The 26,949-nt window shown below is 54.5% G+C and carries 25 protein-coding genes; 14 read left to right on the top strand and 11 right to left on the bottom strand.

What is annotated here, in order from left to right; translation table 11 throughout:
* Positions 1 to 79 precede the first annotated feature (79 nt).
* The gene (gene chiP / locus GW591_RS10735; protein ID WP_223509244.1) at positions 80 to 1,450 is read left to right on the top strand and encodes a chitoporin ChiP; all 1,371 of its coding nucleotides are present in this window, start codon (positions 80 to 82) and stop codon (positions 1,448 to 1,450) included.
* A gap of 13 nt (positions 1,451 to 1,463) precedes the next feature.
* Entirely contained in the window at positions 1,464 to 1,799 is a 336-nt protein-coding gene (gene chiQ, locus GW591_RS10730) for a ChiQ/YbfN family lipoprotein (RefSeq protein ID WP_166860709.1), read from the top strand.
* A gap of 128 nt (positions 1,800 to 1,927) precedes the next feature.
* Here the strand turns inward: chiQ and fur are convergent, their stop codons facing one another.
* Complete coding sequence (gene fur / locus GW591_RS10725) at positions 1,928 to 2,383, bottom strand: ferric iron uptake transcriptional regulator (protein ID WP_013576469.1); 456 nt, start codon at positions 2,381 to 2,383, stop codon at positions 1,928 to 1,930.
* 312 nt (positions 2,384 to 2,695) lie between these two features.
* On the bottom strand, positions 2,696 to 3,223 hold the full coding sequence (fldA, locus tag GW591_RS10720) for a flavodoxin FldA (protein WP_013576468.1): 528 nt from the start codon (positions 3,221 to 3,223) through the stop codon (positions 2,696 to 2,698).
* A 421-nt stretch (positions 3,224 to 3,644) separates the two neighbouring features.
* Between fldA and GW591_RS10715 the strand changes: the two genes are divergently transcribed.
* Positions 3,645 to 5,309 carry a methyl-accepting chemotaxis protein gene (locus GW591_RS10715; protein WP_015690260.1) on the top strand — a complete coding sequence of 555 codons (1,665 nt, stop codon included), beginning with the start codon at positions 3,645 to 3,647 and terminating at the stop codon, positions 5,307 to 5,309.
* 76 nt (positions 5,310 to 5,385) lie between these two features.
* Here GW591_RS10715 and ybfE read toward each other — a convergent pair whose 3' ends face one another.
* Together ybfE and ybfF are read right to left on the bottom strand one after the other, a co-directional pair.
* Complete coding sequence (ybfE, locus tag GW591_RS10710) at positions 5,386 to 5,667, bottom strand: LexA regulated protein (protein ID WP_015690259.1); 282 nt, start codon at positions 5,665 to 5,667, stop codon at positions 5,386 to 5,388.
* Between the two features lie 261 nt (positions 5,668 to 5,928).
* Positions 5,929 to 6,711: an esterase gene (gene ybfF / locus GW591_RS10705; RefSeq protein WP_126125305.1), complete on the bottom strand. Its 783-nt coding sequence runs from the start codon at positions 6,709 to 6,711 to the stop codon at positions 5,929 to 5,931.
* A 241-nt stretch (positions 6,712 to 6,952) separates the two neighbouring features.
* On the opposite strand from ybfF, the gene seqA reads away from it, so the two are divergent.
* The 3 genes from seqA to GW591_RS10690 all read left to right on the top strand — a co-directional run bounded on the left by seqA (position 6,953) and on the right by GW591_RS10690 (position 10,075).
* The gene (gene seqA, locus GW591_RS10700) at positions 6,953 to 7,507 is read left to right on the top strand and encodes a replication initiation negative regulator SeqA (RefSeq protein WP_037037064.1); all 555 of its coding nucleotides are present in this window, start codon (positions 6,953 to 6,955) and stop codon (positions 7,505 to 7,507) included.
* 24 nt (positions 7,508 to 7,531) lie between these two features.
* On the top strand, positions 7,532 to 9,175 hold the full coding sequence (gene pgm / locus GW591_RS10695) for a phosphoglucomutase (alpha-D-glucose-1,6-bisphosphate-dependent) (protein WP_119261854.1): 1,644 nt from the start codon (positions 7,532 to 7,534) through the stop codon (positions 9,173 to 9,175).
* 183 nt (positions 9,176 to 9,358) lie between these two features.
* Positions 9,359 to 10,075 (top strand): PadR family transcriptional regulator, encoded by a 717-nt coding sequence (locus tag GW591_RS10690; protein WP_013576462.1) that lies wholly within the window; start codon positions 9,359 to 9,361, stop codon positions 10,073 to 10,075.
* Here GW591_RS10690 and kdpE read toward each other — a convergent pair.
* The 6 genes from kdpE to GW591_RS10660 are packed head-to-tail and all read right to left on the bottom strand — an operon-like array spanning position 10,065 to position 17,966.
* Positions 10,065 to 10,754 (bottom strand): two-component system response regulator KdpE, encoded by a 690-nt coding sequence (gene kdpE / locus GW591_RS10685; protein WP_013576461.1) that lies wholly within the window; start codon positions 10,752 to 10,754, stop codon positions 10,065 to 10,067. The two genes, GW591_RS10690 and kdpE, sit on opposite strands and share 11 nt — an antisense overlap.
* The gene (gene kdpD / locus GW591_RS10680) at positions 10,751 to 13,447 is read right to left on the bottom strand and encodes a two-component system sensor histidine kinase KdpD (RefSeq protein ID WP_037037073.1); all 2,697 of its coding nucleotides are present in this window, start codon (positions 13,445 to 13,447) and stop codon (positions 10,751 to 10,753) included. Before kdpD ends, kdpE begins: the two co-directional genes overlap by 4 nt.
* An 18-nt stretch (positions 13,448 to 13,465) precedes the next feature.
* Positions 13,466 to 14,044, bottom strand: coding sequence for a potassium-transporting ATPase subunit KdpC (gene kdpC / locus GW591_RS10675; RefSeq protein WP_183065367.1), 579 nt, complete (start codon positions 14,042 to 14,044; stop codon positions 13,466 to 13,468).
* A gap of 33 nt (positions 14,045 to 14,077) precedes the next feature.
* Positions 14,078 to 16,144: a potassium-transporting ATPase subunit KdpB gene (gene kdpB, locus GW591_RS10670; protein WP_013576458.1), complete on the bottom strand. Its 2,067-nt coding sequence runs from the start codon at positions 16,142 to 16,144 to the stop codon at positions 14,078 to 14,080.
* 43 nt (positions 16,145 to 16,187) lie between these two features.
* Positions 16,188 to 17,876, bottom strand: coding sequence for a potassium-transporting ATPase subunit KdpA (gene kdpA, locus GW591_RS10665; protein WP_013576457.1), 1,689 nt, complete (start codon positions 17,874 to 17,876; stop codon positions 16,188 to 16,190).
* On the bottom strand, positions 17,877 to 17,966 hold the full coding sequence (locus tag GW591_RS10660) for a K(+)-transporting ATPase subunit F (protein ID WP_071823630.1): 90 nt from the start codon (positions 17,964 to 17,966) through the stop codon (positions 17,877 to 17,879).
* A gap of 409 nt (positions 17,967 to 18,375) precedes the next feature.
* On the opposite strand from GW591_RS10660, the gene GW591_RS10655 reads away from it, so the two are divergent.
* From GW591_RS10655 to GW591_RS10635, 5 genes are all read left to right on the top strand, one after another.
* Positions 18,376 to 18,582: a YbfA family protein gene (locus tag GW591_RS10655; protein WP_013576456.1), complete on the top strand. Its 207-nt coding sequence runs from the start codon at positions 18,376 to 18,378 to the stop codon at positions 18,580 to 18,582.
* 181 nt (positions 18,583 to 18,763) lie between these two features.
* Positions 18,764 to 19,717: a YbgA family protein gene (locus GW591_RS10650; protein WP_166860561.1), complete on the top strand. Its 954-nt coding sequence runs from the start codon at positions 18,764 to 18,766 to the stop codon at positions 19,715 to 19,717.
* A 21-nt stretch (positions 19,718 to 19,738) separates the two neighbouring features.
* A complete protein-coding gene (gene phrB / locus GW591_RS10645; protein WP_166860558.1) occupies positions 19,739 to 21,169 on the top strand; it encodes a deoxyribodipyrimidine photo-lyase in 1,431 nt (476 codons plus the stop codon).
* A gap of 33 nt (positions 21,170 to 21,202) precedes the next feature.
* On the top strand, positions 21,203 to 22,186 hold the full coding sequence (locus GW591_RS10640; RefSeq protein WP_166860557.1) for an MBL fold metallo-hydrolase: 984 nt from the start codon (positions 21,203 to 21,205) through the stop codon (positions 22,184 to 22,186).
* Positions 22,187 to 22,212: 26 nt separating this feature from the next.
* Positions 22,213 to 22,956 carry a type 2 GTP cyclohydrolase I gene (locus tag GW591_RS10635; RefSeq protein WP_013576452.1) on the top strand — a complete coding sequence of 248 codons (744 nt, stop codon included), beginning with the start codon at positions 22,213 to 22,215 and terminating at the stop codon, positions 22,954 to 22,956.
* On the opposite strand, the gene GW591_RS10630 is transcribed toward GW591_RS10635, so the two are convergent.
* Entirely contained in the window at positions 22,953 to 24,383 is a 1,431-nt protein-coding gene (locus GW591_RS10630) for an MFS transporter (protein ID WP_013576451.1), read from the bottom strand. The genes GW591_RS10635 and GW591_RS10630 overlap by 4 nt on opposite strands.
* Before the next feature lie 224 nt (positions 24,384 to 24,607).
* On the opposite strand from GW591_RS10630, the gene pxpB reads away from it, so the two are divergent.
* Genes pxpB through pxpA form a run of 3 tightly spaced genes read left to right on the top strand, consistent with a single transcriptional unit; the run spans position 24,608 to position 26,923 of the window.
* The gene (pxpB, locus tag GW591_RS10625) at positions 24,608 to 25,273 is read left to right on the top strand and encodes a 5-oxoprolinase subunit PxpB (protein WP_166860555.1); all 666 of its coding nucleotides are present in this window, start codon (positions 24,608 to 24,610) and stop codon (positions 25,271 to 25,273) included.
* The gene (pxpC, locus tag GW591_RS10620; RefSeq protein WP_112151670.1) at positions 25,267 to 26,196 is read left to right on the top strand and encodes a 5-oxoprolinase subunit PxpC; all 930 of its coding nucleotides are present in this window, start codon (positions 25,267 to 25,269) and stop codon (positions 26,194 to 26,196) included. The genes pxpB and pxpC overlap by 7 nt, the downstream gene beginning before the upstream one ends.
* Positions 26,186 to 26,923, top strand: a complete 738-nt coding sequence (gene pxpA, locus GW591_RS10615; protein ID WP_013576448.1) for a 5-oxoprolinase subunit PxpA — start codon at positions 26,186 to 26,188, stop codon at positions 26,921 to 26,923. The genes pxpC and pxpA overlap by 11 nt, the downstream gene beginning before the upstream one ends.
* The last annotated feature ends 26 nt before the right edge of the window (positions 26,924 to 26,949 follow it).

The raw sequence follows: 26,949 nt of genomic DNA, 5'->3' as shown, positions 1-26,949 counted from the left end.
GTTTTTTTAGTCAACATGAGGAATCTCTATGCACAAGCGCCGTAACAGGGGCAGGGGATCGGCTTACCTGAAACCTGCCATGTATTCTCTCGCCGGCACCTTACTGGGTGGCGGAATGATGTTTTCACAAGAGACCAAAGCAGCCGGTTTTATTGATGATTCCACACTGACCGGCGGTGTGTACTACTGGCAGCGTGAACGTGACCGCAAGGACATGGATCCGGCGAGTGACCACTACAAAGACTATACAACCAACCTTTCGCATTCTACCGCTAACCTGAACCTCGATTTTTCTTCCGGCTATGCCTGGGACATGTTTGGTATTGATATCGCAGCCTTTACGGCGATTGAAATGGCTGAGAGCAGCGAGAGCGGCCATCCCAACGAAATCGCCTTTTCCAACAGCAACCGCGCCTACGACGAAGATTACTCCGGGGATAAAAGTGGGGTCAGTCTTTATAAGGCAGCCGGTAAATTCAAATACGGCGGATTCTGGGGGCACGCAGGGTATATTCAGCCTACCGGACAGACGCTGATCGCACCGCACTGGAGCTTTATGCCGGGTACGTATCGCGGTGCGGAAGCCGGTTATAAACACGATTTCGGTGACCCGGGTGAACTGAGTTTCTCCTATATGTGGGCTGATGAATATAAATCGCCGTGGCATCTGGAAATGGATGATTTCCGCCAGAATGACAAGAAAACCGGCGTTTCTTATATTCATTCGCTCGGTGCGAAATATGATTTTAAAAATGACTTCGTACTGGAAGGCGCATTTGGCCAGGCTGAAAGTTATGTCGATCAGTACTTTGCTAAGGCCTCGTACAAAATGGATCTGCTGGGCAATCCGCTGACCACCAGCTATCAGTTCTATGGTGCAGAAGACCGCATCAGTGACAAGAATGATCCGAACAGTCTGTATGACGGTCTGGCATGGTTGCAGGCACTGACCTTTGGCTATACCACCGGGCAGTTTAACTGGCGTCTGGAAGGGACGATGGTGAAAGCGGAAGGGAATCAGGGCTACTTCCTGCAGCGCATGACCCCGACTTATTCTTCCTCAAACGGCCGTCTTGATGTGTGGTGGGACAACCGCTCGGACTTCAACGCCAACGGTGAAAAAGCAGTATATGCAGGCGTATTGTATGATCTGGCGAAATGGGATTTACCGGGCTTCGCGGTCGGTGGTTCGTACGTCTATGCCTGGGATGCCAAACCGAGCACCAACGCCGCTTATGACCAGAGCCAGCGTCTGAAAGAAAGCGCATGGAGCCTGGATGCGCTGTACACCATTCAGGAAGGGCGCGCCAAAGGGACGTTGTTCAAACTGCATTACACCCAGTACGACAACCATTCGGATATTCCGAGCTGGGGCGGCGGTTACGGCAACATTTTCCAGGATGAAAAAGACGTGAAATTCATCGTTATCGCTCCATTTACTATTTTCTGAGGTCGCTATGTCGATGAATAAAGTACTGATGATCATGGTTTCGGCTGTTTTGCTGGCCGGTTGTGCACCCACCGCCGATCAGGCACAAATATCCCAAACGCGGGAAGATTACCGTGCCTGTATCAATACGTCAGAAGGCAATCCGGACAAACTGGCATCCTGCGAGGTGTTACTGAATAAACTGAAACAGGAAAAAGCCCACCAGCAATTTGCGGAACAAGAAACGGTACGTGTGTTGGATTACCAGCGATGTCTGACGGCGCGTAAAACTGGCGACGGTCAGGCATATGCTGCTGATTGCGGGAAAATCTGGCAGGAAATAAAAACGAACAATTCACCTAAGTCGTGAATCTCAGCAGCGAAACATACCCCGGCTTGCCGGGGTTTTTTATGCCTGCTATCCGGGCTCAATCTGCGTCGATATCAGACATAAAAAAACCGCTTTTCAGCGGTTAATTTAGTCAAAGCCTGTGCAGATTACTGCGCAGGTTTATCGTTGTGCAAAGAGTCATCTTCGCGGCAATCGCCTGCTTCACAGTGACCGTACAAATACAGGCTGTGGTTGGTGAGCTTGATACCGTGTTTCTTAGCAATCTCACGCTGACGACCTTCAATATATTCGTCACGGAATTCGATCACACGACCGCAATCCAGACAGATCAGGTGGTCATGGTGATGTTGCTGGGTCAGTTCGAATACGGACTTGCCGCCTTCGAAGTTATGACGGGTGACAATACCGGCGTCGTCAAACTGGTTCAGAACGCGGTAAACCGTCGCCAGGCCAATTTCTTCACCCATATCAATCAGTTGCTTGTAAAGATCTTCCGCACTAACGTGATGACCTTCCGGCGCTTGCAGCACTTCCAGGATTTTGAGGCGCGGAAGCGTGACTTTTAAGCCGGCTTTCTTCAGTGCGGTGTTGTTGTCAGTCATGCGGATTCAGTCCTGTTACTATGTGCTAATCAAGTTGAGGCATGCAGCCTGTGGCATCGGCGGCACAAAATTATTCGTTTAGTCTCTTCGTTTAACGCAATGTGCCAATTCTCGTCAACGACAGCCTGTTAATAAAGATCACAAATTGCCGGTCACATTTGGAATGCAACGACTTGATCAATAGAAAAAACAGAGGAACTCAGTGTACCTTGATACGACCGAAAGTTACAATTTTGTAGCAGTTAAATTGTTAATTTCAGTAATAGTTTGGCCCTTCAATTGTAGAATAAATCCTCAGGGCCAACAGGGTTTTTAGCCAATAATTTCAGAAAGGCTAAGTTCTTCTGTGATCTGTTTCACCCAGGCATCAACACGTTCGCTGGTCAGTTCGGGCTGACGATCTTCGTCAATTGCCAGTCCTATGAAGTGCTTATCATCCGCCAGGCCTTTAGATGCTTCAAAGTGGTAACCTTCGGTAGGCCAATGTCCGACAATCACTGCGCCGCGTGGCTCAATGATATCGCGCACGGTGCCCAGCGCATCGCAGAAATATTCGGCGTAGTCTTCCTGGTCACCGCAACCAAACAGTGCCACCAGCTTACCTTCGAAATCTATCTCTTCCAGCGTTGGGAAAAAGTCGTCCCAGTCACACTGCGCTTCACCGTAATACCAGGTTGGAATGCCGATAAGCAAAATATCGAATTTTTCCAGATCCTCTTTGCTGCTCTTCGCAATGTCATGCACCTCTGCAACATCTTTACCCAATTGCTTCTGGATCATTTTTGCGATGTTTTCGGTGTTACCTGTATCGGATCCAAAGAAGATACCTACAACGGCCATAAGATTACCTAACCTCTTGTTCTCAATGAAGTGCTCTGCAACGCAGGCAATAATAATGCAGATGATAGCAAACTCGTGCGGCGGAGAATATGCTTCTGCTCGCCTTCTTAACTGGGAAATAAGTTTATCGGGCAATATTTTTATGTGTTATCGCCTTTGTGTGCTTTCACCTGCGGCGAATTAACCTCAGGGTTAATGAGGTCAAAAGCAAGTTTGAGAAATAAGTTGTCACAATACTAAATTTCGAGAACATTCCGCCGATAGATGATTCGGGAGCAATCTCAACATAATAAAGAAATCGATGCCCGGAGAGGTGTTCAAACATGTCCTGGGGCACTTGCCTGCTGGTTACCTGTCTTGATTCTCCGCATCCCCGTCAATCCTCAGGCCAGAAACAGACATGTTTCGAGAGAGGCATATCGTGCAGTTTTTAAAAAATATCACCATCAGGGCCGCTTTATTAACCATTCTTGGCATCTTTTGCGTCATGTGGGCAGGTGTTTCCCTTTACACCGTCACCTCACTGGACACACTGACCCAAAATACCAAAAATAGTACCGAGCTGGTCAACAATATGGCGCTGATCAATAAAGGAAATGATCAGTATTTTCGTACCGTGACGCGCCTGAGCCGCGCCGTGGCACAGCTTCAGGCCGATCCGTCAAAAGGTCCGGAAATTTTTGATACCGCCAAACAATCACTCAGCGGGCTGACGCAGGCTCTGGCCAGTTTTAAAGCGGCACCGCATCCGGGGCTGGAAGATTCCTCCGTGCAGGAATTAATCACCAGTTGGGAAAATCTGATCACGCAGGGCGTCACGCCATTGTTCGACGCAGCCCGCAGCAAAAATACGGAGTCCTATAACCAGCTAGCCAATTCCACCGTGCCTGCACTGAGCCGCAGCTTTGGCTCATCAATGGAAAAAGTCAGCGGTCAGATCGCTGTCGATTTTGATGCGGCACAACGGCAATCCACCCATCTGACGTCATTTAGCAAAGTGATTCTGCTGACGGCATTTGGTATCGGGCTGGTGATTTTATTGCTGACTGACCGTTATCTGGTGATGGCGCTGGTGAAGCCGCTGGATAAAATCCGCGGTCACTTCGCGGTGATCGCCAGCGGCGATCTGACGTTTTATCTGGAAGAATTCGGTAAAAACTGCGCCGGTAAGCTGATTCCGTTGCTGAACGAGATGCAGTTGAGCCTGGTCAATACCGTTCAGACCATCCGCAACTGCACCAATCACATCTATCAGGGCGCGTCAGAAATTTCAGCCGGGAACAACGATTTGTCTTCCCGTACGGAAGAACAGGCGTCGGCGCTGGAAGAAACCGCTGCCAGCATGGAAGAACTGACGGCTACCGTTAAACACAATGCCGATAACGCGCATCACGCCAGCCAGCTGGTGATGGAGGCTTCCACCACCGCGCAGAAGGGCGGCAACATCGTGGCAGACGTGGTCAGCACCATGAAAGATATCTCCGGCAGCTCGAAGAAAATTGCTGAAATCACTTCTGTGATTAACAGCATCGCTTTCCAGACCAACATTCTGGCGCTGAATGCTGCCGTCGAAGCGGCACGTGCGGGCGAGCAGGGGCGCGGTTTTGCAGTGGTTGCCAGCGAAGTGCGCAATCTTGCACAACGCAGTGCGCAGGCGGCGAAAGAAATCGAGCAGCTCATCAGCGAATCGGTTTCCCGCGTCGACAGCGGTTCGAAATTGGTTGAAAACGCCGGTCAGACGATGAATGAAGTGGTGCGCTCAATTACGCATGTCACTGACATCATGGCGGAAATCGCCTCTGCATCCGATGAGCAAAGCAAAGGAATCAGTCAGGTGGCGGTTGCCGTCACAGAAATGGACAGCGTCACACAGCAGAACGCCGCGCTGGTAGAACAGGCGTCGCAGGCTGCAGTATCACTGGAAGAGCAGGCTTCATTGCTGAACAATGCCGTTGCTACGTTCAAACTTAAAGATAGCGTGACGAGCGTCGGTTCACGTCCGGGGAAGTCAATTTCCGCACCGTTATTGCGTCCGGATACCAGCATGCTTTCGGCGAAAAGTGCTGAAAACTGGGAAACGTTCTGAGCAGGAAGACGTGAATTAATATGGAATAAGTAAGAAAAAACAAACGGGTAGCCTGAGAGGGTTACCCGCTTTTCAATCAGCCTTCATGACCGTTAAGATGCGACAGCAGCATCTCTTCAATCAATTCGCTACGACTGATATTGCGTTCTTCTGCCAGCTTATTGAGCATATCAACAGCATCGGCATTCATTTTCAGCTCCACACGACGCAGGCCGCTCGCTTTATCGCGGCGTAACTGGTTGCGCTTATTGATCCTGAGCTGTTCATCACGGGATAGCGGATTTGTTTTTGGACGCCCCGGACGACGGTCATCTGCGAACAGATCAATCGTCGTGCGATCCAGTTGTTCTTTTGCCATAGGTAGCGGTACAACCAGGGAAGTTTTTACATCGGAAAACCGCAAGCCGGTTCCTGACGAGCGTTTCACACATTTCGGGCTAAGAAACCCTGACCCAATTCACCTCCCGCGACTCACTGTGAGTAAACGGGGCGGCAAAATTATAGCGCGCAATCATACACTGGCGCACCAGGGGTTCACAACGCCTGATTACCCTGATTTCATGATAACTTCTTAAGTTGTGCAGACTTTTTGCACAATTTATCCCCAGGATGTTAAACCTCAGGCCGCATCGATGAAACGGTGCACCGCGCGCAGTACTGCATCGGGTTTTTCCGCGTGCACCCAATGACCGGCTCCCGCCACCACATGCGCTTTGGCCTGCGGAAATTGTCGGGCAATCGCGTCGCGATATTCATCCTGCACATACGGCGATAGCCCGCCACGGATAAACAGCGCCGGGTGATCCCACGGAGGCACGTCTTCCCAGCCGGTAATAGTTTCGTATTCACTGAGCAGCACCGGCACGTTAAAGCGCCATTCTCCCTGCTGGAATGATTTGAGCAGGAACTGGATCACGCCGTCTTCCTTTATATACGTGCGCATGCATTCGGTAGCGGAGGTACGGTCGCGGAGTCCTGCCTCGGTCACGGCATTAATCGCCGCAAAAATCTCATCATGGCGACGCACGTGATAATCCACCGGCGCGACATCAATGGCGATCAACTTTTCGATACGGTCGGGGATCAGTGCCGTCAACGCCATCGCCGCTTTCCCACCCATTGAATGGCCGATCACAATGACTTTTTGGAAACCAACAGCATCCAGCGTTTCCACTAAATCCTGCGCCATGGCGGCGTAAGACATTTCATCAGAACGTCCTGACTGGCCGTGATTACGCAAATCCACCTGTAACACGTTATGCTGTTGTCTCAGGTCCCGGGCCAGAATGCCCAGATTATCAAGGGTGCCGAACAATCCGTGGATGAGCAAAACCGGCAGTGCAGTGCTGTCAGCGACTTCAGATTCTTGCAGGCGATAATGTAATTTCATAGAGAAGTTCATACAGATAAACAATCTCATTAGGTTATCATGACTTGCGGATAATTTTTTAAAACAGAAAGTTTCTGCCAGATGCCTGAGCGGGATTTGACTACCAGGAGCAGAACGGGCCGGAGCCTGCATGCAGCAAAATCGGGAAGTTGTCTGGATTTTACTTCGCGGCGCAATTCCTCTGTTTGTTACTGCGTAGAAATTTGTATAATCCTTTCGAATGAATTAAGTAGAAAAACAGTACTGGATAAAGATGAAAACTATTGAGGTTGACGAAGAACTCTACCGCTACATTGCCAGCCACACGCAAGCAATCGGTGAAAGTGCGTCTGATATTTTACGCCGTATGTTGAAGTTTACTGCCGGTCAGACCGCTCCTGCCGTACCAGTGACCACTTCTGTTATCGCCGGAACTGTCGCGCAGGAAAAACCTGCCGCCGCCGCCGCACCGACGTCGCGTGATAAAGTCCGCGCCGTTCGTGAACTGTTGCTGTCCGACGAATACGCAGAACAGACTAAAGCGGTTAACCGTTTTATGCTGATCCTCTCGACCTTGTATACCCTGAACCCTAAAGAATTTGCGACGGCGACCGACTCTCTGACCGGGCGCACGCGGACTTACTTTGCCGGTGACCAGCAAACCTTGCTGCAAAACGGCATTCATACCAAGCCTAAACACGTTCCCGGAACGCCGTATTGGGTTATTACGAATACCAACACAGGTCGCAAACGCAGCATGATTGAACACATCATGCAGCTCATGCAGTTCCCGACGGAACTGACTGACAAAGTTTGCGGCACCCTTTAATTTCAGCGTAAGGGAGAAGCGCCAGTGGCTAATCACCCCCGTGCAGGGCAACCTGCTCAGCAAAGCGATTTGATCAATGTGGCGCAGTTAACGTCACAGTACTACGTTCTGCAACCGGATCCGGCAAACACGGCGCATGCTGTGAAATTCGGCACGTCCGGCCATCGCGGTAGCGCGTTGCGTCACAGCTTTAATGAAGCGCATATTCTGGCGATTGCTCAGGCGATTGCCGAAGTGCGTAAAGAGCAGGGCACCACCGGGCCATGCTACGTGGGTAAAGACACGCACGCGTTGTCTGAACCGGCGTTTATTTCCGTGCTGGAAGTGCTGACCGCCAATGGCGTTGATGTCATTGTTCAGGAAAACAACGGGTTTACGCCGACACCGGCTGTGTCTCACGCCATTCTGACGCATAACCGTAACGGCGGCGCGCTGGCGGATGGCATCGTCATCACGCCTTCGCACAACCCACCGGAAGATGGCGGCATCAAATATAACCCGACCAACGGCGGTCCGGCGGATACCAACCTGACCTCCGTGATTGAGAAACGTGCTAACGCATTGCTGGCCGCGAAACTGACAGGTGTGAAACGTCAGTCTCTGGATCTGGCGTGGAAAAGTGGTCATCTGGCAGCGAAAGATTTGGTTCAGCCGTTTATCGAAGGGCTGACCGACATCGTTGATATGGCTGCGATTCAGAAAGCGGGTCTGAAACTGGGTGTGGATCCCCTCGGTGGTTCCGGTATCGAATACTGGAAACGCATCGCGGAGCATTACAAACTGGATCTGACGCTGGTGAACGATGAAGTCGATCAGACTTTCCGTTTCATGCATCTCGACCACGACGGCGTGATCCGTATGGACTGCTCGTCCGAATCCGCAATGGCGGGTCTGCTGGCGCTGCGTGATAAATTCGATCTGGCCTTTGCTAATGATCCTGACTATGACCGTCACGGTATCGTGACGCCTGCGGGTCTGATGAACCCGAACCATTATCTGGCGGTGGCGATTCAGTATCTGTTCCAGCACCGTCCGCAGTGGGGCAAAGACGTTGCCGTCGGTAAAACGCTGGTCTCAAGTGCGATGATCGACCGCGTGGTGGAAGATTTGGGCCGTAAACTGGTGGAAGTGCCGGTTGGTTTCAAATGGTTCGTTGATGGTTTGTTTGACGGCAGCTTCGGTTTTGGTGGCGAAGAAAGTGCAGGGGCTTCTTTCCTGCGTTTCGACGGCACGCCGTGGTCTACCGACAAAGACGGCATCATCATGTGCCTGCTGGCGGCGGAAATTACTGCCGTTACCGGTAAGAACCCGCAGGAACATTACAATGAGCTGGCTGCCCGCTTTGGCGCACCAAGCTACAACCGTATTCAGGCACCTGCGACTCATGCGCAGAAAGCCGCGTTGTCTAAACTTTCTCCTGAACAGGTGAAAGCCGACACGCTGGCCGGTGACCCGATCACCGCCCGTCTGACCAACGCACCGGGCAACGGCGCGTCCATCGGCGGCCTGAAAGTGATGACCAAAAACGGCTGGTTCGCGGCCCGTCCGTCCGGTACAGAAGAAGCTTACAAGATTTATTGTGAAAGCTTCCTCGGTGCTGAACACCGTGAGCAAATCGAGAAAGAAGCGGTAGAAATCGTCAGCAAAGTGCTTGCCGACGCTAAATAAGCCGTTCTCTGCTTCTCATCAAAGGCGCTGATTATTCAGCGCTTTTTTTTTGTCCATTTTTTGCCGGAAGTTCAGACATCAAAAAGAGTTATCTAAATGCATTTTTCGGCTTGCCAGTTTCTGAAAACCGATCTAGTTTAGATATATCGAAATGATTCGATATATCTAAATGGGACATAAATTATGTTTAGCAAAATGTTTGAAGGCCGCCATCGCGGTCACGGTAGCCGGGAAGAAGGGCATCGCGGCCATTGCCGTCATGAATCAGAACGCAGTGATCACAGTGAGCGTCACATGTTACGCCGTGATGGTCGTCATCGTGGGGAAGACAGGGGTGAGGAAGGGCGTGAACATCGCGGGCGTGGCGATGGTCGTCGGGGTGGTCGTGGCGAGCGCGGTGTACATCGTCTGTTCGAACACGGTGATTTACGCCGCGTCCTGCTGGCGCTGGTGGCGAAAAAACCGAGCCATGGTTATGAGTTGATCAAAGCGATTGAAGAGGCATCGTCAGGTCTTTACGTACCAAGCCCTGGCGTGATTTATCCGACGCTGACGCTGCTGGAAGAGCAGGATTTCCTCGAGCCTGTCGCCACCGGTAATGGCCGGAAAAGTTATCAGATCACCGAAGCCGGTAAAGTGGAACTGGCGCAACATCAGGCGGTGGTTGATGTGATTTTTGCCCGTCTGGCTGGCGCGCAGCGTCCGCGTGAAAACAACCTGGCAGAGGGCATTCATGAGTCGATGCACCGCCTGAGGCATGCACTGCGCGGTAACATGATGCGTGCGGATTTAACGCCGGAACAGGTGGTGCGGGTGAGTGCGATTTTGCAGCAGGCTGCAGAAAGTCTGGAAGCCGAATTTGCCGAAACCAAACCGCAGACTGACGAACCTAAGGCATAAAGCGATAGCCCACGCCGGTTTCGGTCAGTAAATGACGTGGCCGGGTGGCGTCGGCTTCCAGTTTCTGGCGCAAATGCCCCATGTAGATGCGCAGATAATGGCTGTGTTCGACGTAATTCGGGCCCCACACGTGGCTCAGTAACTGACGCTGAGTAATGACTTTGCCGCTGTTCGCCAGCAGTTCGGCCAGCAGACGAAACTCAATCGGCGTCAGATGACAATCATCACCGTTACGCTGTACGCGCCGGTTGATCAAATCTACCGTCACATCAGAAAACGTCACCAGCGGGCTTTCCTGCGCGCTGCCCGTATGGCGGCGCAGGGCCACACGAACCCGCGCCAGCAGTTCACCCACGCCAAACGGCTTGGTGAGAAAATCATCGGCACCGGCATCCAGCGCGGCAATTTTGTCTTCCTCACGGGTGCGTGCCGACAGCACAATAATCGGGATGGCGCTCCAGTGGCGCAAATCACGAATATAGGTCAGGCCGTCACCGTCTGGTAAACCGAGGTCGAGAATAACCAGATCCGGTTTACGCGTGCCGGCCTCAATCAGCCCGCGTTGCAGCGTTTCACTTTCAAACACCCGCAGGCCTTCCGCCTCCAGTGCCGTACGCACAAAGCGGCGGATCTCTTTTTCGTCTTCAACAATTAAAATATTTATCGGGGATGCGCTCACGATACCTCGTCGATGTCTGATTCCATGTCACTTTCCATCTCCGGCGATGCCTCGAGCGGCAGCCTGAAACGAAAACGCGCACCGCCGTTCGGGCCATTTTCCGCCCAGATCCGTCCGTCGTGCACCTCAATAATGGCACGACAAATCGCTAATCCCAACCCCACACCCGGAATGGCGGATTCTTTATTACCGCGGGCGAATTTTTCGAAAATGGTGTGCTCGGCGCCAGCCGGAATACCAGGGCCGTTATCCCAGACTTCCATCTCCAGCCATTCATCCAGCGGCGTGGCTTTAATGCCAATTGTCGCACCGGTTCCGGCATATTTATGGGCATTTTCCAGCAAATTGATCAGCACCCGTTCAATCAGGCTGGCATCGCAGTTAACCAACACCATTTCCTTCGGCAAATCAATTTCGATGTTGTCGTGCGCCAGTACGGGTTCGAGCATCCGCAATGCGCTGCCGGTGATTTCTTCCACTGACTGCCACTCTTTGCGCAAATTAAATCCGCCGGACTGAATGCGCGCCATATCCAGCAGATTATTCACCAGCCGCGTGGTGCTCAGCACCTGCTGGCGGATCTGGCTGGCCTGCGGTGCGTGCTTCGAGCCCTCCGACGCCAGATCCAGCGTAAGGATTTCCGCCTGCCCGAAAAGCACCGTCAGTGGGGTACGTAAATCGTGGGAAAGCGCTGAAAGCAGCGAGTTGCGCAATTGTTCGCGTTCGGTTTCCAGCCGTGCCGTTTCCGCGCGGGCAGCCAGATGCAGACGTTCAAGCGCATTGGCAATCAGCACGGTAAAGGTCTGCAACAGACGCTGCTGTTCAGGCACTAACAACTGACGGATATTCGGCGGTTCGACCGCCAGCAGGCCGCGTGATTCGCCGGATGCAATCAGCGGCAGAAGCTGGTACGGCACGCCAGGCAGGGTATCCGTGCCCGCACCGGCTGGCAGTTTTTTGTCGAAACTCCAGCGGGCGATAGCGTCATCCACCACAATCGAGGTGATTTCACCCGCAGGCTGCGCCAGTTCACCGTTCTCCTGCGGCAGCAAAATGGCGGTTTTGGCATTCAGACTGGAAGAAATAAAGTGGCGGCTGGTCTGCGCGATGGCTTCCGGCGTCAGCGACTGGCTCAGCCCTTTGGACATTTCATACAGATGCTGCGCACGCTTTTCACGGTGACGGGCGATACGCGCCTGATAACGCACCCCTGCTGTCAGGTTCCCGATCAGTATGCCGACAGTCAGCATCACGCCGAAAGTCACCAGATATTGCGCGTCAGTCACCGCCAGCGAGCCACGGGGTTGCACGAAAAACAGATCAAAGCTGATGACGTTAATCACCGCCGCCAGCACTGACGGCCAGCGGCCATAAAACAGCGCGACAATCACCACGCCGAGCAGATACACCATCACCAGATTGGCCTGATCGAACGTCGGCACCAGCCATTGCGACATCACGGTGATCACCGCGCACAGCGCCACGGCCAGCGCACAGCCCCACAACTGGCGACTGAAGCGATCAGCAAACGTGCGCGAGTCCTGCTCTTTGCGCAGGGGCGTGACCGGTGCATCTTCCAGCCCGACGACGATTAAATCGAGGTCGGGCGCGATTTCCGCCAGCTTATCAGCAAAACTGGCGCTGAATTTCCAGCGCTTTTCACGGCGTCTGCCGGTCATGATTTTGCCCAAACGATGTTCGCGGGCGTAACGCAAAATCGCCTGTTCCTCCTGCGGATCGGAGAGCGTGGCAGTTTCTGCCCCCAGTTCCTGCGCCAGTTTCAGGGAACGCAAAATGGCGCGACGCTGACCTTCAGGTAAACGGTGCAGACGCGGGGTTTCGACATACACCGCGTGCCAGACGCAACCGAGGCGCGCTGCCAGGCGCGAGGCGACGCGGACTAATTTCTCATTGCCGCCACCGTGACCGATACACAGCAACAGCGCATCGCGGGTATGCCAGACACGACTGATGCCCTGATCATCGCGGTATTCGCGCATCTGGTCGTCTACCCGGTCGGCGGTACGACGCAGGGACAGCTCGCGCAGGGCAATCAGATTGCCTTTGCGGAAGAAGTGTTCGATGGCGCGTTCGGCCTGACCGGGAATATAAACTTTGCCTTCTTTCAGGCGCTGACGCAGGGAATCGGGGGGTAAATCCACCAGCACGACTTCGCTGGCGCCATCAAACAGACGGTCGGGAACCGTTTCACGAATAATGATGCCGGTGACGCCGCTGACCACATCGTTCAGGCTTTCCAGATGCTGAACGTTCACGGTGGTAAATACGTCGATACCGGCATCGAGTAACTCTTCGACATCCTGCCAGCGTTTCGGATGGCGCGAACCGGCAGCATTACTGTGCGCCAGTTCGTCCATCAGGATCAGGGCAGGGCGGCGGGCCAGCGCAGCATCGAGGTCAAACTCCTGCACCTGACGTCCGCGGTGTTGAATGCGTTTCGGCGGTAACAGAGAAAGCCCCGGCAACAGCGCCTGTGTTTCCTGCCTGCCGTGGGTTTCCACCACGCCAACCAGCACGTCGAGGCCGGTGGCGCGCAGGCGCTGCGCCTCCTGCAACATGGCAAAAGTTTTACCGACGCCCGCGCAGGCACCGAAAAAGACTTTCAGTTGCCCGCGTGGCTTCTCGTTGGCGAGCGCCAGCAGGCTGTCGGGATCGGGGCGATCTTCTGTCATATCATCCTGTGAGGTTGGTTAATTGGTTTTCAGTTCATCCAGCGCCTGATTCAGGCCGAGCACATTAACGACGTCGGGGCCAAGGTAACCAATCAGCGGTGATGATGTATTATCATCAATCAATTTATTCACTTGCGCCAGTGGCAGCCCGCGTGCGGCAGCAATGCGCGGAGCCTGCCATTGTGCCGCTTCCACTGAAATCTGCGGATCCAGTCCGCTGCCGCTGCTGGTCACCAGATCCACCGGCACCGTTGCCGGGCTTTGCGGATTGGCTTTGCGCAGCGCTGCCACGCGGTCTTTCACTGCCTGATCCAGCGCCGGGTTACTGGCCGCCAGATTACTCCCTGCCGACGCCATCGGGTTATACGGCGAATCGGAGGTGACGGACGGACGGCCCCAGAAGTAATCATTGCGGGTAAAATTCTGCCCGATCAGTTCTGAGCCAATCACTTTATTGCCGCTGTCTTTAATCAGCGAACCCATCGCCTGCGGGCGAAATACCAGCTCTGAAACGCCGGTGGTCAGCAGTGGATAAACGACGCCGGTTGCCAGCGTCAGCAGAACTGTCATCACCAGAGCCGGACGCACATAGGACATTCTTGTAACGGACATAATGGTCTTCCTTAAAAATCAGCTCAGATGTAAAACGGTCAGGATCACGTCTATCAGCTTGATACCCACAAACGGCACCAGCAGCCCGCCCGCACCATAAATCCACAGGTTACGGCGCAACAGGGCGGCGGCACTCATGGCTTTATAGCTCACCCCTTTCAGCGCCAGCGGGATCAGGAACACAATCACCAGGGCGTTGAAAATGACCGCCGACATAATGGCCGAAGACGGCGACGTCAGGTGCATCACGTTCAGCGCATTGAGTTGCGGATAGGTTGCCGCGAACGCCGCCGGGATAATGGCGAAATACTTCGCCACGTCGTTGGCAATACTGAAGGTGGTCAGCGAGCCGCGTGTCATCAGCATTTGTTTACCGATATGCACCACTTCAATCAGCTTGGTCGGGTTGGAGTCGAGATCGACCATGTTCCCGGCTTCCTTCGCTGCCTGCGTCCCGGAGTTCATCGCCACCGCGACATCGGCCTGTGCCAGCGCCGGCGCATCGTTGGTACCGTCGCCGGTCATCGCCACCAGACGACCTTCTGACTGATACTGACGAATCAATGCCAGTTTGGCTTCCGGTGTGGCTTCCGCCAGAAAATCATCCACGCCCGCTTCGGCGGCAATCGCGGCGGCGGTCAGGCGGTTATCCCCGGTGATCATCACCGTTTTAATGCCCATTTTGCGCAGCTCGGCAAAGCGTTCCTTGATACCGCCTTTGACAATATCTTTCAGCTCTACCACGCCCAGCACTTTCGCGCCTTCAGCGACCACCAGCGGCGTGCCGCCTTTACGCGCCACGGTTTCCACCAGCCCCTCGACGGCTTTCGGGAAGGTACCGCCGTTGGATTCCACATGGCGACGGATAGCGTCAACCGCCCCTTTACGGATGCTGCGGTCACCGACGTTGACGCCGCTCATGCGGGTTTGCGCGGAGAAGGGCACGAAGGTTGCATTCAGCGAATGAATATCGCGTTCACGCAGGTTAAAGCGCTGCTTCGCCAGCACCACAATACTGCGGCCTTCCGGCGTTTCATCAGCCAGAGAGGATAACTGCGCGGCATCGGCCAGTTCCTGTTCCGTCACCTGCGGCGCGGGCAGGAACTGCGATGCCTGGCGGTTACCGAGCGTGATGGTGCCGGTTTTATCCAGCAGCAGCACATCCACGTCACCGGCGGCTTCCACCGCACGGCCGCTGGTGGCGATGACGTTCGCTTCCAGCATGCGGCTCATACCCGCCACGCCAATCGCCGACAGCAAACCGCCGATGGTGGTCGGGATCAGACACACCAGCAGGGCGACTAGCACGGTGACAGTCACCGGAATACCAGCGTGACTGGCGTCAACACTGAACAGCGAGAACGGATACAGCGTGGCGGTAGCCAGCACGAACACCAGCGTCAGCGCCACCAGCAAAATCGTCAGCGCCACTTCGTTTGGCGTTTTGCGGCGTTTCGCACCTTCGACCATCGCAATCATACGGTCGAGGAAGGTATCGCCTGGGTTCGCCGAACATTCGACCACCAGCCAGTCTGACAAGACGCGCGTCCCGCCGGTGACCGAGGAGAAGTCGCCGCCGGATTCGCGGATCACCGGCGCAGATTCACCGGTAATGGCGCTTTCATCCACCGACGCACCGCCGATCAGCACTTCACCGTCGCATGGCACGGTATCGCCTGCTTCGATCAGCACGTAATCGCCTTTGCGCAGGGTATCGGCGGCGACTTTAATCACCGGCGATTCAGGGCGTGGTTCGTAGATTTTTTTCGCCCAACTGGTTTTCTGCACGCCTTTCAGGCTCTGCGCCTGCGCCTTGCTGCGGCCTTCCGCCAGTGCTTCGGCGAAGTTGGCGAACAGCACGGTAAACCACAGCCACAGCGACACGCTGCCGGTAAAAGCCGCGCTGCCGTCGGTCCGGTGCAGCAGAATTGCCAGCCAGATCAGTGTGGTCAGAATGCTGCCCAGATACACCACGAACATCACCGGATTGCGCCACTGAACACGGGGATCCAGTTTTTTCACCGAATCCAGCAGGGCAGTGCGGATCAGACGGGGTTCAAATAACGCACGTTGTTTACGACTCATCTTTTTAGTCTCTATATTCATCAGTTCAACGAGTTACGCAGCATTACTGTGCTGACCAGACCTGCAAATGTTCTGCCACCGGTCCCAGCGCCAGCGCCGGAATAAAGGTCAGTGCACCGACTAACAACACGGTACCGACCAGCAGACCGATGAACAGCGGGCCGGACGTCGGCAACGTGCCGTTGCCTGCCTGCTGGCGTTTTTTCATCACCAGAGAACCGGCAATCGCCAGCACCGGAATGATGACGCCGAAGCGGCCGAAGAACATACAGGCTGCCAGCAACAGGTTGTAGAACGGCGTATTGACGCTCAGCCCGGCAAACGCACTGCCGTTGTTATTGGCGGCGGAAGACACCGCATACAGCACTTCACTGAATCCGTGCGCGCCGGGGTTTAAAATGCCTGCGCGACCGGCGTCGGTGACCAGCGCCAGTGCCGTGCCGAGCAGCACCAGCGTCGGTGTCACCAGGATTGCCAGCGCGGTCATCTTCATATCGTAAACGTCTATTTTCTTACCGAGATATTCCGGTGTACGGCCAATCATCAGCCCGGCGATAAACACCGTCAGCAGTACAAACAGCAGCATGCCGTACAGACCGGAACCCACGCCGCCGAACACCACTTCGCCAATCTGCATCAGCCACATCGGCACCATACCGCCGAGTGCCGTAAAGGAATCGTGCATGGCGTTGACCGCACCGCACGAGGCCGCCGTAGTGACGACGGCGTACAGGCTGGAGGCCAGAATGCCGAAGCGGCTTTCCTTACCTTCCATATTAAAATTGCTGCTGGCACCAAGTGCTATGAAGTGCGGATTGCCTTTAAGCTCGGCGTACATCACTACCACGACCGACACCACGAAAATCACCGACATCGCCCAGACCAGCGCGTGCCCCTGACGGTTATCGCCGACCACGCGGCCAAAAGCGAAGCACAAGGCACAAGGGATAATGAAGATCGCCAGCATCTGCACCATGTTGGTCAGTGCGGTCGGGTTCTCAAACGGATGGGCAGAGTTAGCACCAAAGAAGCCACCGCCGTTGGTGCCGAGCATTTTGATCGCTTCCTGCGAAGCCACCGGCCCCATAGGTAAGGTCTGTTGCAGGCCTTCCAGTGTGGTGATGTGCTGGTACGCTTCGAAGTTTTGCAGTACACCCTGACTGACGAAAAACAGTGCCAGCAGGAAAGCCACCGGCAGCAGCAGATACAGTGTGATGCGCCATAAATCCGTCCAGGCATTGCCGATGGTGTGTGCTGAAGGGCGTGCAAAGGCGCGGATCAGGGCAAACGCCACGGCGATACCGGTCGCAGCGGAGAGGAAGTTTTGCACAGTCAGCCCGACCATCTGGCTGAGATAGCTCAACGTGCTTTCGCCGCTGTAAGCCTGCCAGTTGGTGTTGGTCACGAAACTCACTGCGGTGTTAAAGGCCAGATCCCATGACAATCCGCCGAAATGCTGCGGGTTCATCGGCAATACGCCTTGCGCCATCAGCAGCGCCATCAGCACGATAATGCCCAGAATGTTAAATACCATGATCGCCAGTGCATACTGCCACCAGTTCATTTCAGCATTGCTGCTGCCAGACGTGCGTAAAACACCGTTTTCTATGCGCTGAATAAATGCGCCGGGCTGTCCTTCAATCAGTTGAGCAATAAAGTTACCCAGTGGTTTTGCCAGCAGCAAAAGCACCAGCATAAAACTGGCAATCAGTAAGAATCCGGTTGCAGCCATTTAAAAATCCTCCGCATTCAGCAGGGCATAAACCAGATAGCCGAGCAGCAGAAGAACCAGTAATGCGCCGCAGATTACGCCAACACTCACAATCCACCTCCACAGGTGTGTTTTTATGTTGTGGCGAGAATAAGGAAAGGCGGGAAAAGATCCTGAAAAGAAAGCGTTCCTGCGTGTAAAAAAAGTATAAAAATTCCTTCGTCCTTAAAGCCACAGCGGCGTTACTTGCGCTCACTAACCCGAATCACTGACCTGAGTCCGCTCATCGGGATGCTTTCGCCTGCTGCCTTGCTGTTACTCCAATGACTTAGGAATTGGTGGTTAACCTGGGTTACGTATTTATTTAACCATTTTGTAACTCAATTACAGCAACAGGCCAAAATTGGCGAAAATTTACACTTTAAAGTGGTCAGATGAGTAGTAAAATTTCATCAATTGCAGTATATTTTTCACAACTTACAGTTTCCGAAAACTTTCCAAATTGCACAGGAGCAACGCGATGAATGATTACACGCCATACACAATGACCCGCATACTGGCCCGCCGCGCTTTTGTTATCGCTGCCGGTGTTCTGGCCCTGCCGGTCATGCTGTTCCGCGCTGACCGCGCCCGTTTTTACAGCTATTTACACCGTGTCTGGATGAAAACCAGCGATAAGCCGGTATGGCTGAGTCATGCCGAGATGGCGACCCAAGACTTTTACTGATTTAGCTCTCTCCCCTGCGAAGGGGAGGAGCCAGAAACCCCGTTCCCCGCGGGGTTTTTTATTGCCTGTCGATAAACTTGTACAATATTATTTTTATGTATAACTTGTGCTAAAGTTATACATAAGGGTGATGAATCAATGCCACCTCTTACTTTCCTTTCTGGGACACAAGGCGCCGACAATGACGAAAACAATTCCGATTGGTATCAGTGCATGCCTGCTGGGTGAAAATGTCCGCTTTGATGGCGGGCATAAACGTCTGGCGTTTGCCGTAGAGCAACTGGCGCCTTATGTGCGGTTCGAGCCGATCTGCCCGGAAATGGCGATAGGCTTACCGACGCCGCGTCCGGCGCTGCGTCTGGTGAAAATGGATGACAGTATCGTGATGCGTTTCAGCAATGACGAGTGCATCGACGTCACCGAAAAGATGCAGAGTTACGCCGAAAAACGCGTGGCGCCGCTGACCGGCCTTTGCGGTTATATCGTCTGTGCAAAATCCCCGAGCTGCGGGATGGAGCGGGTGCGGGTGTACAGCGCTAACGGTAAAGATGCCAAAAAAGCCGGTATCGGGATGTATACCGCCGAGCTGATGAAACAGCATCCGTGGTTGCCGGTGGAAGAAGATGGCCGGTTAAACGATCCGGTGCTGCGGGAGAATTTTGTTGAGCGCGTTTTTGCGCTGTTTGAACTGAACCAGCTTCGCGAAAGTGGCCTGACGCGCGGCAAACTGATGGCATTTCACAGCCGTTATAAACTCATTTTGCTGGCCCATTCTCAGCCGGAATATCGTGAGCTGGGGCGCTTTGTGGCTGCGATGGCAGAGTGGGATTCCCTTGAGGACTACTTCACTGAATACCGGTTACGGCTGATGAACCTGTTGCTCCACAAAGCCACGCGCCGCAATCACACCAACGTGCTGATGCATGTGCAGGGGTATTTCCGCAAACAGCTGAGTTCGCCGCAGCGTCAGGAACTTGCGGGCCTGATCGACCGCTATCGCCAGGGCATGCAGCCGTTGCTGGCGCCGATCACCTTGCTCAAACATTACATGTCGGAATACCCGGATGCCTATCTGGCTGACCAGCGTTATTTCGAGCCTTATCCGGAAGCTTTAAAACTTCGATACGGACATTAATACGGATATAAAAGGGAAAATATGACCACGCATTTAGTCTGGTTCCGTAATGACCTGCGGATAACCGACAATCGCGCGTTGCATGCCGCCTGTGAAGACCCGCAGGCGCGTGTTATTGCCGTATTTGTTGCCACGCCCGAACAGTGGAAACAACATGAAATGGCACCGCGGCAGGCGATGTTTATTTATCAACATCTTCAGGCGTTACAGCATGCGCTGGCTGAGCGTGGCATCGGTCTGCATTACCACCAGTGTGATGATTTTGCCGACAGCGTGGCGTGGCTGAAAGATTTCTGCAAAACCGAAAAAGTGGATGCGCTGTTTTACAATAAACAGTATGAGTTCAACGAGCGTCAGCGTGATGCGGCGCTGGAGAACGCGGTCAGTGAATCGGTCATCTGCCACGCTTTTGACGACAGTCTGCTGCTGCCGCCGGGTTCGGTAATGACCGGCAATAATGAAATGTACAAGGTTTATACGCCTTTTCGCCGCGCGTTTTTATCCCGCCTGACCGAATCTGACAGCCGTTCGCTGCCTGCGCCACAGGCGCGAGAAAATGCTGAAAAAGTGGTGACACACCGGCTGATGCCGTTCGATTATCCGCTGGCGGATATCGGCGATCATTTTGCGATTGGCGAGGAAGCCGCGCGTAACCGGCTGCGAAGTTTTTGTCGTGAACAGGTGCAGGATTACCTCGAACAACGTGATTTACCGGCGGCCGACGGCACCAGTTCGCTTTCGCCGTATCTGGCCATTGGCGTGCTTTCGCCGCGCCAGTGTCTGAACCGTCTGCGCGCCGAATGCCCGGACGTGCTGGAGAAAACCGACGGCGGCGCGTTCGGCTGGCTGAATGAGCTGGTGTGGCGCGAGTTTTACCGCCATCTGATCGTCGCCTGGCCGAAACTTTGCAAACATCAGCCGTTCGTTGCATGGACTGACAACGTGCGCTGGCGTCATGCGCCCGATGATTTGCAGGCGTGGAAAGACGGGAAAACCGGTTATCCGATTGTAGATGCGGCTATGCGTCAGCTGAATGCGACTGGCTGGATGCATAACCGTCTGCGTATGATTGTCGCCAGTTTTCTGGTGAAGGATTTACTGATCAACTGGCGTGAAGGCGAACGCTATTTCATGTCGCAACTTCTGGATGGTGATCTGGCCGCCAACAACGGCGGCTGGCAGTGGGGTGCTTCGACGGGTACTGACGCCGCGCCGTATTTTCGTATTTTCAATCCGACGACACAGGGCGAACGTTTTGATAAAGCCGGACGCTTTATCAAAGCCTGGGTGCCTGAACTCGCGGATGTGCCGGAAAGAGACATTCATCAACCGCATCGCTGGGCGGAAAAACATCATCGCGTGCTAGACTACCCGCTGCCGGTTATTGATCACGCGCAGGCGAGAAAAGACACGCTCGCGGCGTTTGAGGCGGCAAAAAACCGGTCAGACTGACTTTACTCTCTCACCACGACAAGGAGCGATGTGATGAAAAAATACCTGCTGGCGATGATGCTGGCATGCTGGGCGGGCCAGGCCAATGCGGGATTTGATGTTGTGGCGCTCGGCGTGAACGGCGGCGTCGAAGAAGGTAACCTCACCTCCTATCTGATCCGAAGTGACGATCAAAAACTCTATCTCGGACTGGATGCCGGTTCTGTTTTACCGGGCATCCGCAAGGCGCTGGAGAAAGGCAGTTTTCCGCAGGTCACCGCCGAAAATGCCGCACCGCTGACCCCGCAGGGCGCGGTTTTCCGTAACCTGATTGGCGGATACTTTATCAGTCACGGTCATCTCGACCATCTTGCAGGGTTGATTATCAGCTCGCCGGAAGACAGCAAAAAACCGATTTACGGCATGGCCGATACCATTGGCACGCTGCGTCAGCATTATTTCAATGGTCGCGTCTGGCCGAACTTTACCGACTCCGGCAGTGGTTTACGTATCGGCACCTATCGCCTCAACCAGCAGCGTCCGGCACAGAGATTTTCTCTCGGGCTGACCGGTCTGGACGGCATTATTTATCCTCTGAGTCACGGCGGTACGCCATCCAGCATGATCCTGGTCAGCCGCAATAATCAGTCTTTTGCCTTCTTCGGCGACACCGGCCCGGATGAAGTCGAGAAATCAAAAAATCTCGATACCGTGTGGCGCGTGCTGGGCGATGAAGTGAAAGCACAACGGCTGAAAGGGCTGATTATCGAAACGTCGTATCCCGATGGCGTACCCGACAGCAAACTGTTTGGGCATCTGACGCCGCACTGGCTGCTGAAAGAGCTGGGAACGCTGCAACAATACGCCGGTGGCGAAGGTTCGCTGAAAGGCCTGACGGTGATTATCAGCCACGTTAAACCCAGCCTGAAAGCCGGGGCAGATCCTGAACAGGCGATCATGGCGCAGCTGGAAAAAGGGAATAATCTGGGCGTGAATTTTGTCAGGATGGCGCAGGGTGATAAATTAGAGATCAAGTAGACCATCCATTAATAACGAGAAACGCCATGAATAATCTCCAGCTTGAAAAGCTGATTAATCAGAAACTGGATATCAGCAATTACAAAGATTACGCACCGAACGGATTGCAGGTTGAAGGGCGTCGTGAAGTGCAGCGCGTGGTGACCGGCGTGACGGCGTCGCAGGATCTGCTGGATGCCGCGATTGCTGTCGAAGCTGATGCGGTTCTGGTGCATCACGGTTATTTCTGGAAAGACGAACCGGCTGAAATCCGCGGCATGAAGCGTAACCGTCTTAAGACGTTGCTGGCAACGGATACCAATATGTACGCCTACCATCTGCCGCTGGACGGCCATCCGGAGCTGGGGAATAACGCGCAACTGGCGAAACTGTTCGGTATCGACGTGCAGGGGGAAATTGCCCTGCTGTTGCCGTGGGGCGAGCTGGAAAAACCACTGACCGGTGAAGCATTCCGCCAGCGCATTGAAGTGACGCTGGATCGCAACGTGCTGCACAGTTCACAGAATGCACCTGCCGAAATCCGTCGCGTGGCATGGTGTTCCGGTGGCGGTCAGGGCTACATTCAGAAAGCCGCAGAATTTGGCGTCGATGCCTTTATCAGCGGCGAAGTGTCTGAACAAACCATTCATATTGCCCGTGAAATGGGCCTGCATTTCTTTGCCGCAGGCCATCACGCCACCGAACGTTATGGCGTGAAAGCGCTGGGCGAATGGCTGGCAGCGGAACACGGGTTAGACGTCATGTTCATCGACATCGACAATCCTGCCTAATTTTTCTTTTCGACCGTCTCTTCAGAAACGTTGTCTTCCAGCAGGGTGAACGCCCGCTGTAATCCGGTATCCACTTCGGGGTCTGCGCCCTGCGGTGGATACTTGCTTTCTTCTTCCTCTGCGGCTTCGCTTTCCTCAACCTGCGGTTCCACCACGTTTTCCGGTGCGGGCATGGTTTCCTGAATCATCTGTTCGTCAAACGCCGGGTTTAGCGCAGGCGAGAGCGGGGAACTGCTCAGGCTGTCCGGCATGGCGATGTGCGGAACCGGTGCATCGACCGCCATCTGTGTTTCTTCTTCCTTTTTCGACGTCCGGCTCAGTGCCACAATCCCGGCACCGCACAGGGCAAAAAACGCATACAGGATATTGCCACCCAGCGGTTCGATCAGCGCGCCTACTGCCAGCGGGCCGATACAGGCGCCGACGCCAAAAGCCATCAGCAGACAGGCTGAAAGCGAGACGCGACGCTCCGGTTCGATCATGTCATTGGCGAGTGCGACGATCAGCGGGTACAACGTGAACTGCATCAGGCTGACGACAAAACCAATGGCGAGCAACAGCGGGAATGAGATGTGGCTGAACAACGCCAGCGGCAGGGCGGTAACGGCCAGCAGGATGGCGTTTATGCGCATCAGCATGTTGCGGTTATAGCGGTCGGAAAGCCAGCTGAGCGGGAACTGTGCCAGCAGCCCGGCGAAAATCGCCAGCGCCATAAACAGACCGGTTTGTTGTGTGCTCAGCGATTGCTGGCTGGTGTAAATCGGCGCCAGCCCGTAGAACGAACCGACGACCATGCCAATCAGCAACGTGATAGCCAGCACTTTGGGGATAGCACCAATAAAGAATTTCAGTTCCATCGGCGCTGGCGACATATGGCCGACGTTGGTGCGTGTAGTCAGCGCAATCGGCACCAGGCACAGGGCAAAACACAAGGCAATAACGATAAGCGTACTGACGCCTAAATCGCTGTTGAGCATCAGTACGACCTGACCAAGCGCCATCCCGAGATAAGACGCCACCATATAAAAGCCGAATACCACGCCGCGCTGACTGGCTTCGGCCTGATCGTTGAGCCAGCTTTCCAGCACCATATATTGCACCATCATGCATAAGCCGATGATCAGGCGCAGCACCACCCAGACCGGGATGATGTCAGTCAGGCCATGGCCCAGCACGGCGGCGGTGATAATGCCGGAGCAGGAAACGTAGGCACGAATATGGCCGACGCGGGCGATCAGGATATGGCCGACTTTGCCGCCGATCACCAGCCCGATGTAGTTGGCTGCGATGATCGCCCCGATCATCGCGCCGCTGACATGAATCGCGGAAAGACGCAGGGAAATGTAAGTCGTCAGCAGGCCGGAACCCAGTAACATCAGTAATGTCGTGGTGTAGAGCGGAAAAAAGAGTGCTAATGGTTTTCTCACAGGCCATCCCTATTGTGTAACGAAGGCGTTATCCAAACGCTAAAAAACAGCAACGTTTCTGAGAGTAGCAGTTGCAGGCGGCGGGCGAAACCTCCGTCACCTGCGCAAAGAGGCAGATGAGTTGACATCAGCACTCTGTTTCACGCATAACTGATAACAAATCTCACGCTATTGATTCGATGAATAACCCAATGATCCACAACCCTTCTTTAAGGAGTGCCTGAGTGCAACGAGCACGATGTTACCTGCTGGGCGAACGCGCGGTAGTGCTGGAACTTGAACCCCCGGTATCACTGGTAAGCCAGCAACGGATCTGGGGGCTGACGCAACGTTTACAGGATCGCGCCGCGTATCCGGGCGTGCGTGAAGTCATTCCCGGCATGAATAATCTGACGGTATTACTCTCCGAGGCGCAAAGTTCGGCGCTGGATGCCATTGAGCGTCTGCAAAACTGGTGGGAAGAAAGCGAAGCCATCGAGCCTGAATCGCGGCTGATCGAAATTCCGGTGATTTACGGGAAGGCGCAGGGGCCGGATTTGGACAACGTGGCGCGTCATACCGGCATGACGCCGCGGCAGGTCGTCGAATGTCATGCAGGTGCTGATTACATCGTCTATTTTCTCGGTTTCCAGCCAGGTTTCCCTTATCTGGGCGGCATGCCTGCGACACTTGCCACGCCACGTCACGGCGAACCGCGCCTGTCAGTGCCTGCGGGTTCGGTTGGCATTGGCGGCAGTCAGACAGGTATTTATCCTCTTGAGACACCGGGGGGCTGGCAACTGATCGGCCAGTCGCTCATCGCGATGTTTGATCCGCTGCGGGAACAGCCGACATTATTGCTGCCGGGCGACAGCGTGCGTTTTGTGCCACAGAAGGAGGGCGTATGCTGAAGGTTTTACGCGCCGGGATGTTGTCCACGGTGCAGGATTTAGGCCGCAATGGTTACCGCCAGCAGGGCGTCAGTCAGTCCGGCGCGCTGGATGCCCCGGCGCTGCGGTCTGCCAATCTGCTGGTTGGCAATGACGAAAATGCGGCTGCGCTGGAAATTACCCTCGGTCAGTTCAGTGCCGGGTTTCACCGCGAAGGCTGGATCGCGCTGACCGGCGCCGGTTGTCACGCACAACTTGATGGTAAAGAGGTGTGGACCGGCTGGTGTTACGAAGTGAAACCGGGGCAGGTGCTGACTCTGAAAATGCCCACCCGCGGCATGCGCAGCTATCTGGCAGTTTCCGGCGGCATCGATGTGCCGGAAGTTATGGGATCACGCAGTACCGATCTGAAAGCCAAATTCGGCGGTTTCCACGGGCGTCCGTTGCAGGATGGCGATATGTTGCCCATCGGTGATTCGTTCCGGCAACCGCAAAAAACCGGTGGCATTAAACAACTGCTGTTTGGCAACCGCATTCGTGCATTGCCGGGGCCGGAGTATCAGGAATTCAGCGAGAAGTCGCGCGATGAATTCTGGCGCGCCGCCTGGCAGCTCAGCCCGCAAAGTAACCGTATGGGATACCGTCTGCACGGGCATACCCTGAAACGCGAAACTGACCGTGAAATGCTGTCGCACGGCTTATTGCCGGGCGTGGTGCAGGTGCCACATGGTGGCCAGCCGATTGTTCTGATGGCCGATGCTCAGACCACTGGCGGCTATCCGCGTATTGCCTGTGTTATTGAGGCGGATTTGTATAATCTGGCGCAAATCCGCCTGGGCGAACCGATTCATTTCGTCAAATGCACACCGGAAGACGCGCAGAAGGCCTTACGTGAGCAATCACTCTTTATCGAACAGATTAAACGGGGGCTGCATGGTTGTTGATCTTAACGCCGATTTAGGCGAAGGCTGTGGGAATGACGAGGCGCTGTTGCAGCTCGTCAGTTCAGCCAATATCGCCTGCGGATTTCATGCCGGTGACGCGCAGACCATGCAGCAATCCGTGCGCCGGGCGCTGAAATACGGTGTGGCGATTGGCGCGCACCCGAGTTTCCCTGATCGGGAAAATTTTGGCCGCACCGCCATGCAACTCCCTGCCGAAACCGTGTATGCGCAGGTGGTGTATCAACTGGGTGCGCTGGCTGCCATCACCCGTGCGGAAGGCGGACACATGGTGCATGTAAAGCCGCACGGCATGTTGTACAACCAGGCAGCAACCGACGCCGTGCTGGCGGATGCCATCGCCCGAGCGGTACATGCGGTGGATCCGGCATTGCGTCTGGTCGGGCTGGCGGGCAGCGAATTAATTCGTGCTGGCGAACGCCTTGGCCTGCAAACCCGTCAGGAAGTGTTCGCTGACCGGCGTTATCAGAACAACGGATCACTGGTGCCGCGCACTCAGCCGGATGCGATGATCGAAAGCGACGAACTGGCGTTGGATCAGACATTGTCGATGATACAGCAACAAAAAGTGCTCAGCCGCGAAGGTGTCTGGGTGCCCGTTAATGCGGAGACTGTCTGTCTGCATGGTGATGGTGAGCACGCGCTGACGTTTGCCCGCCGGTTGAGGCACGCGTTTGCTGAACAGGATATTCAGATCAGCGCAGGCTGATTTTTGCAGAATCTGAGGAGTACCTC

This window comes from Rahnella aceris, assembly GCF_011684115.1.
In the GTDB taxonomy this organism is placed as follows: domain Bacteria; phylum Pseudomonadota; class Gammaproteobacteria; order Enterobacterales; family Enterobacteriaceae; genus Rahnella; species Rahnella aceris.
Note: the sequence above shows the minus strand (reverse complement) of the source record. Positions and strands in the feature narration are given on the sequence as shown.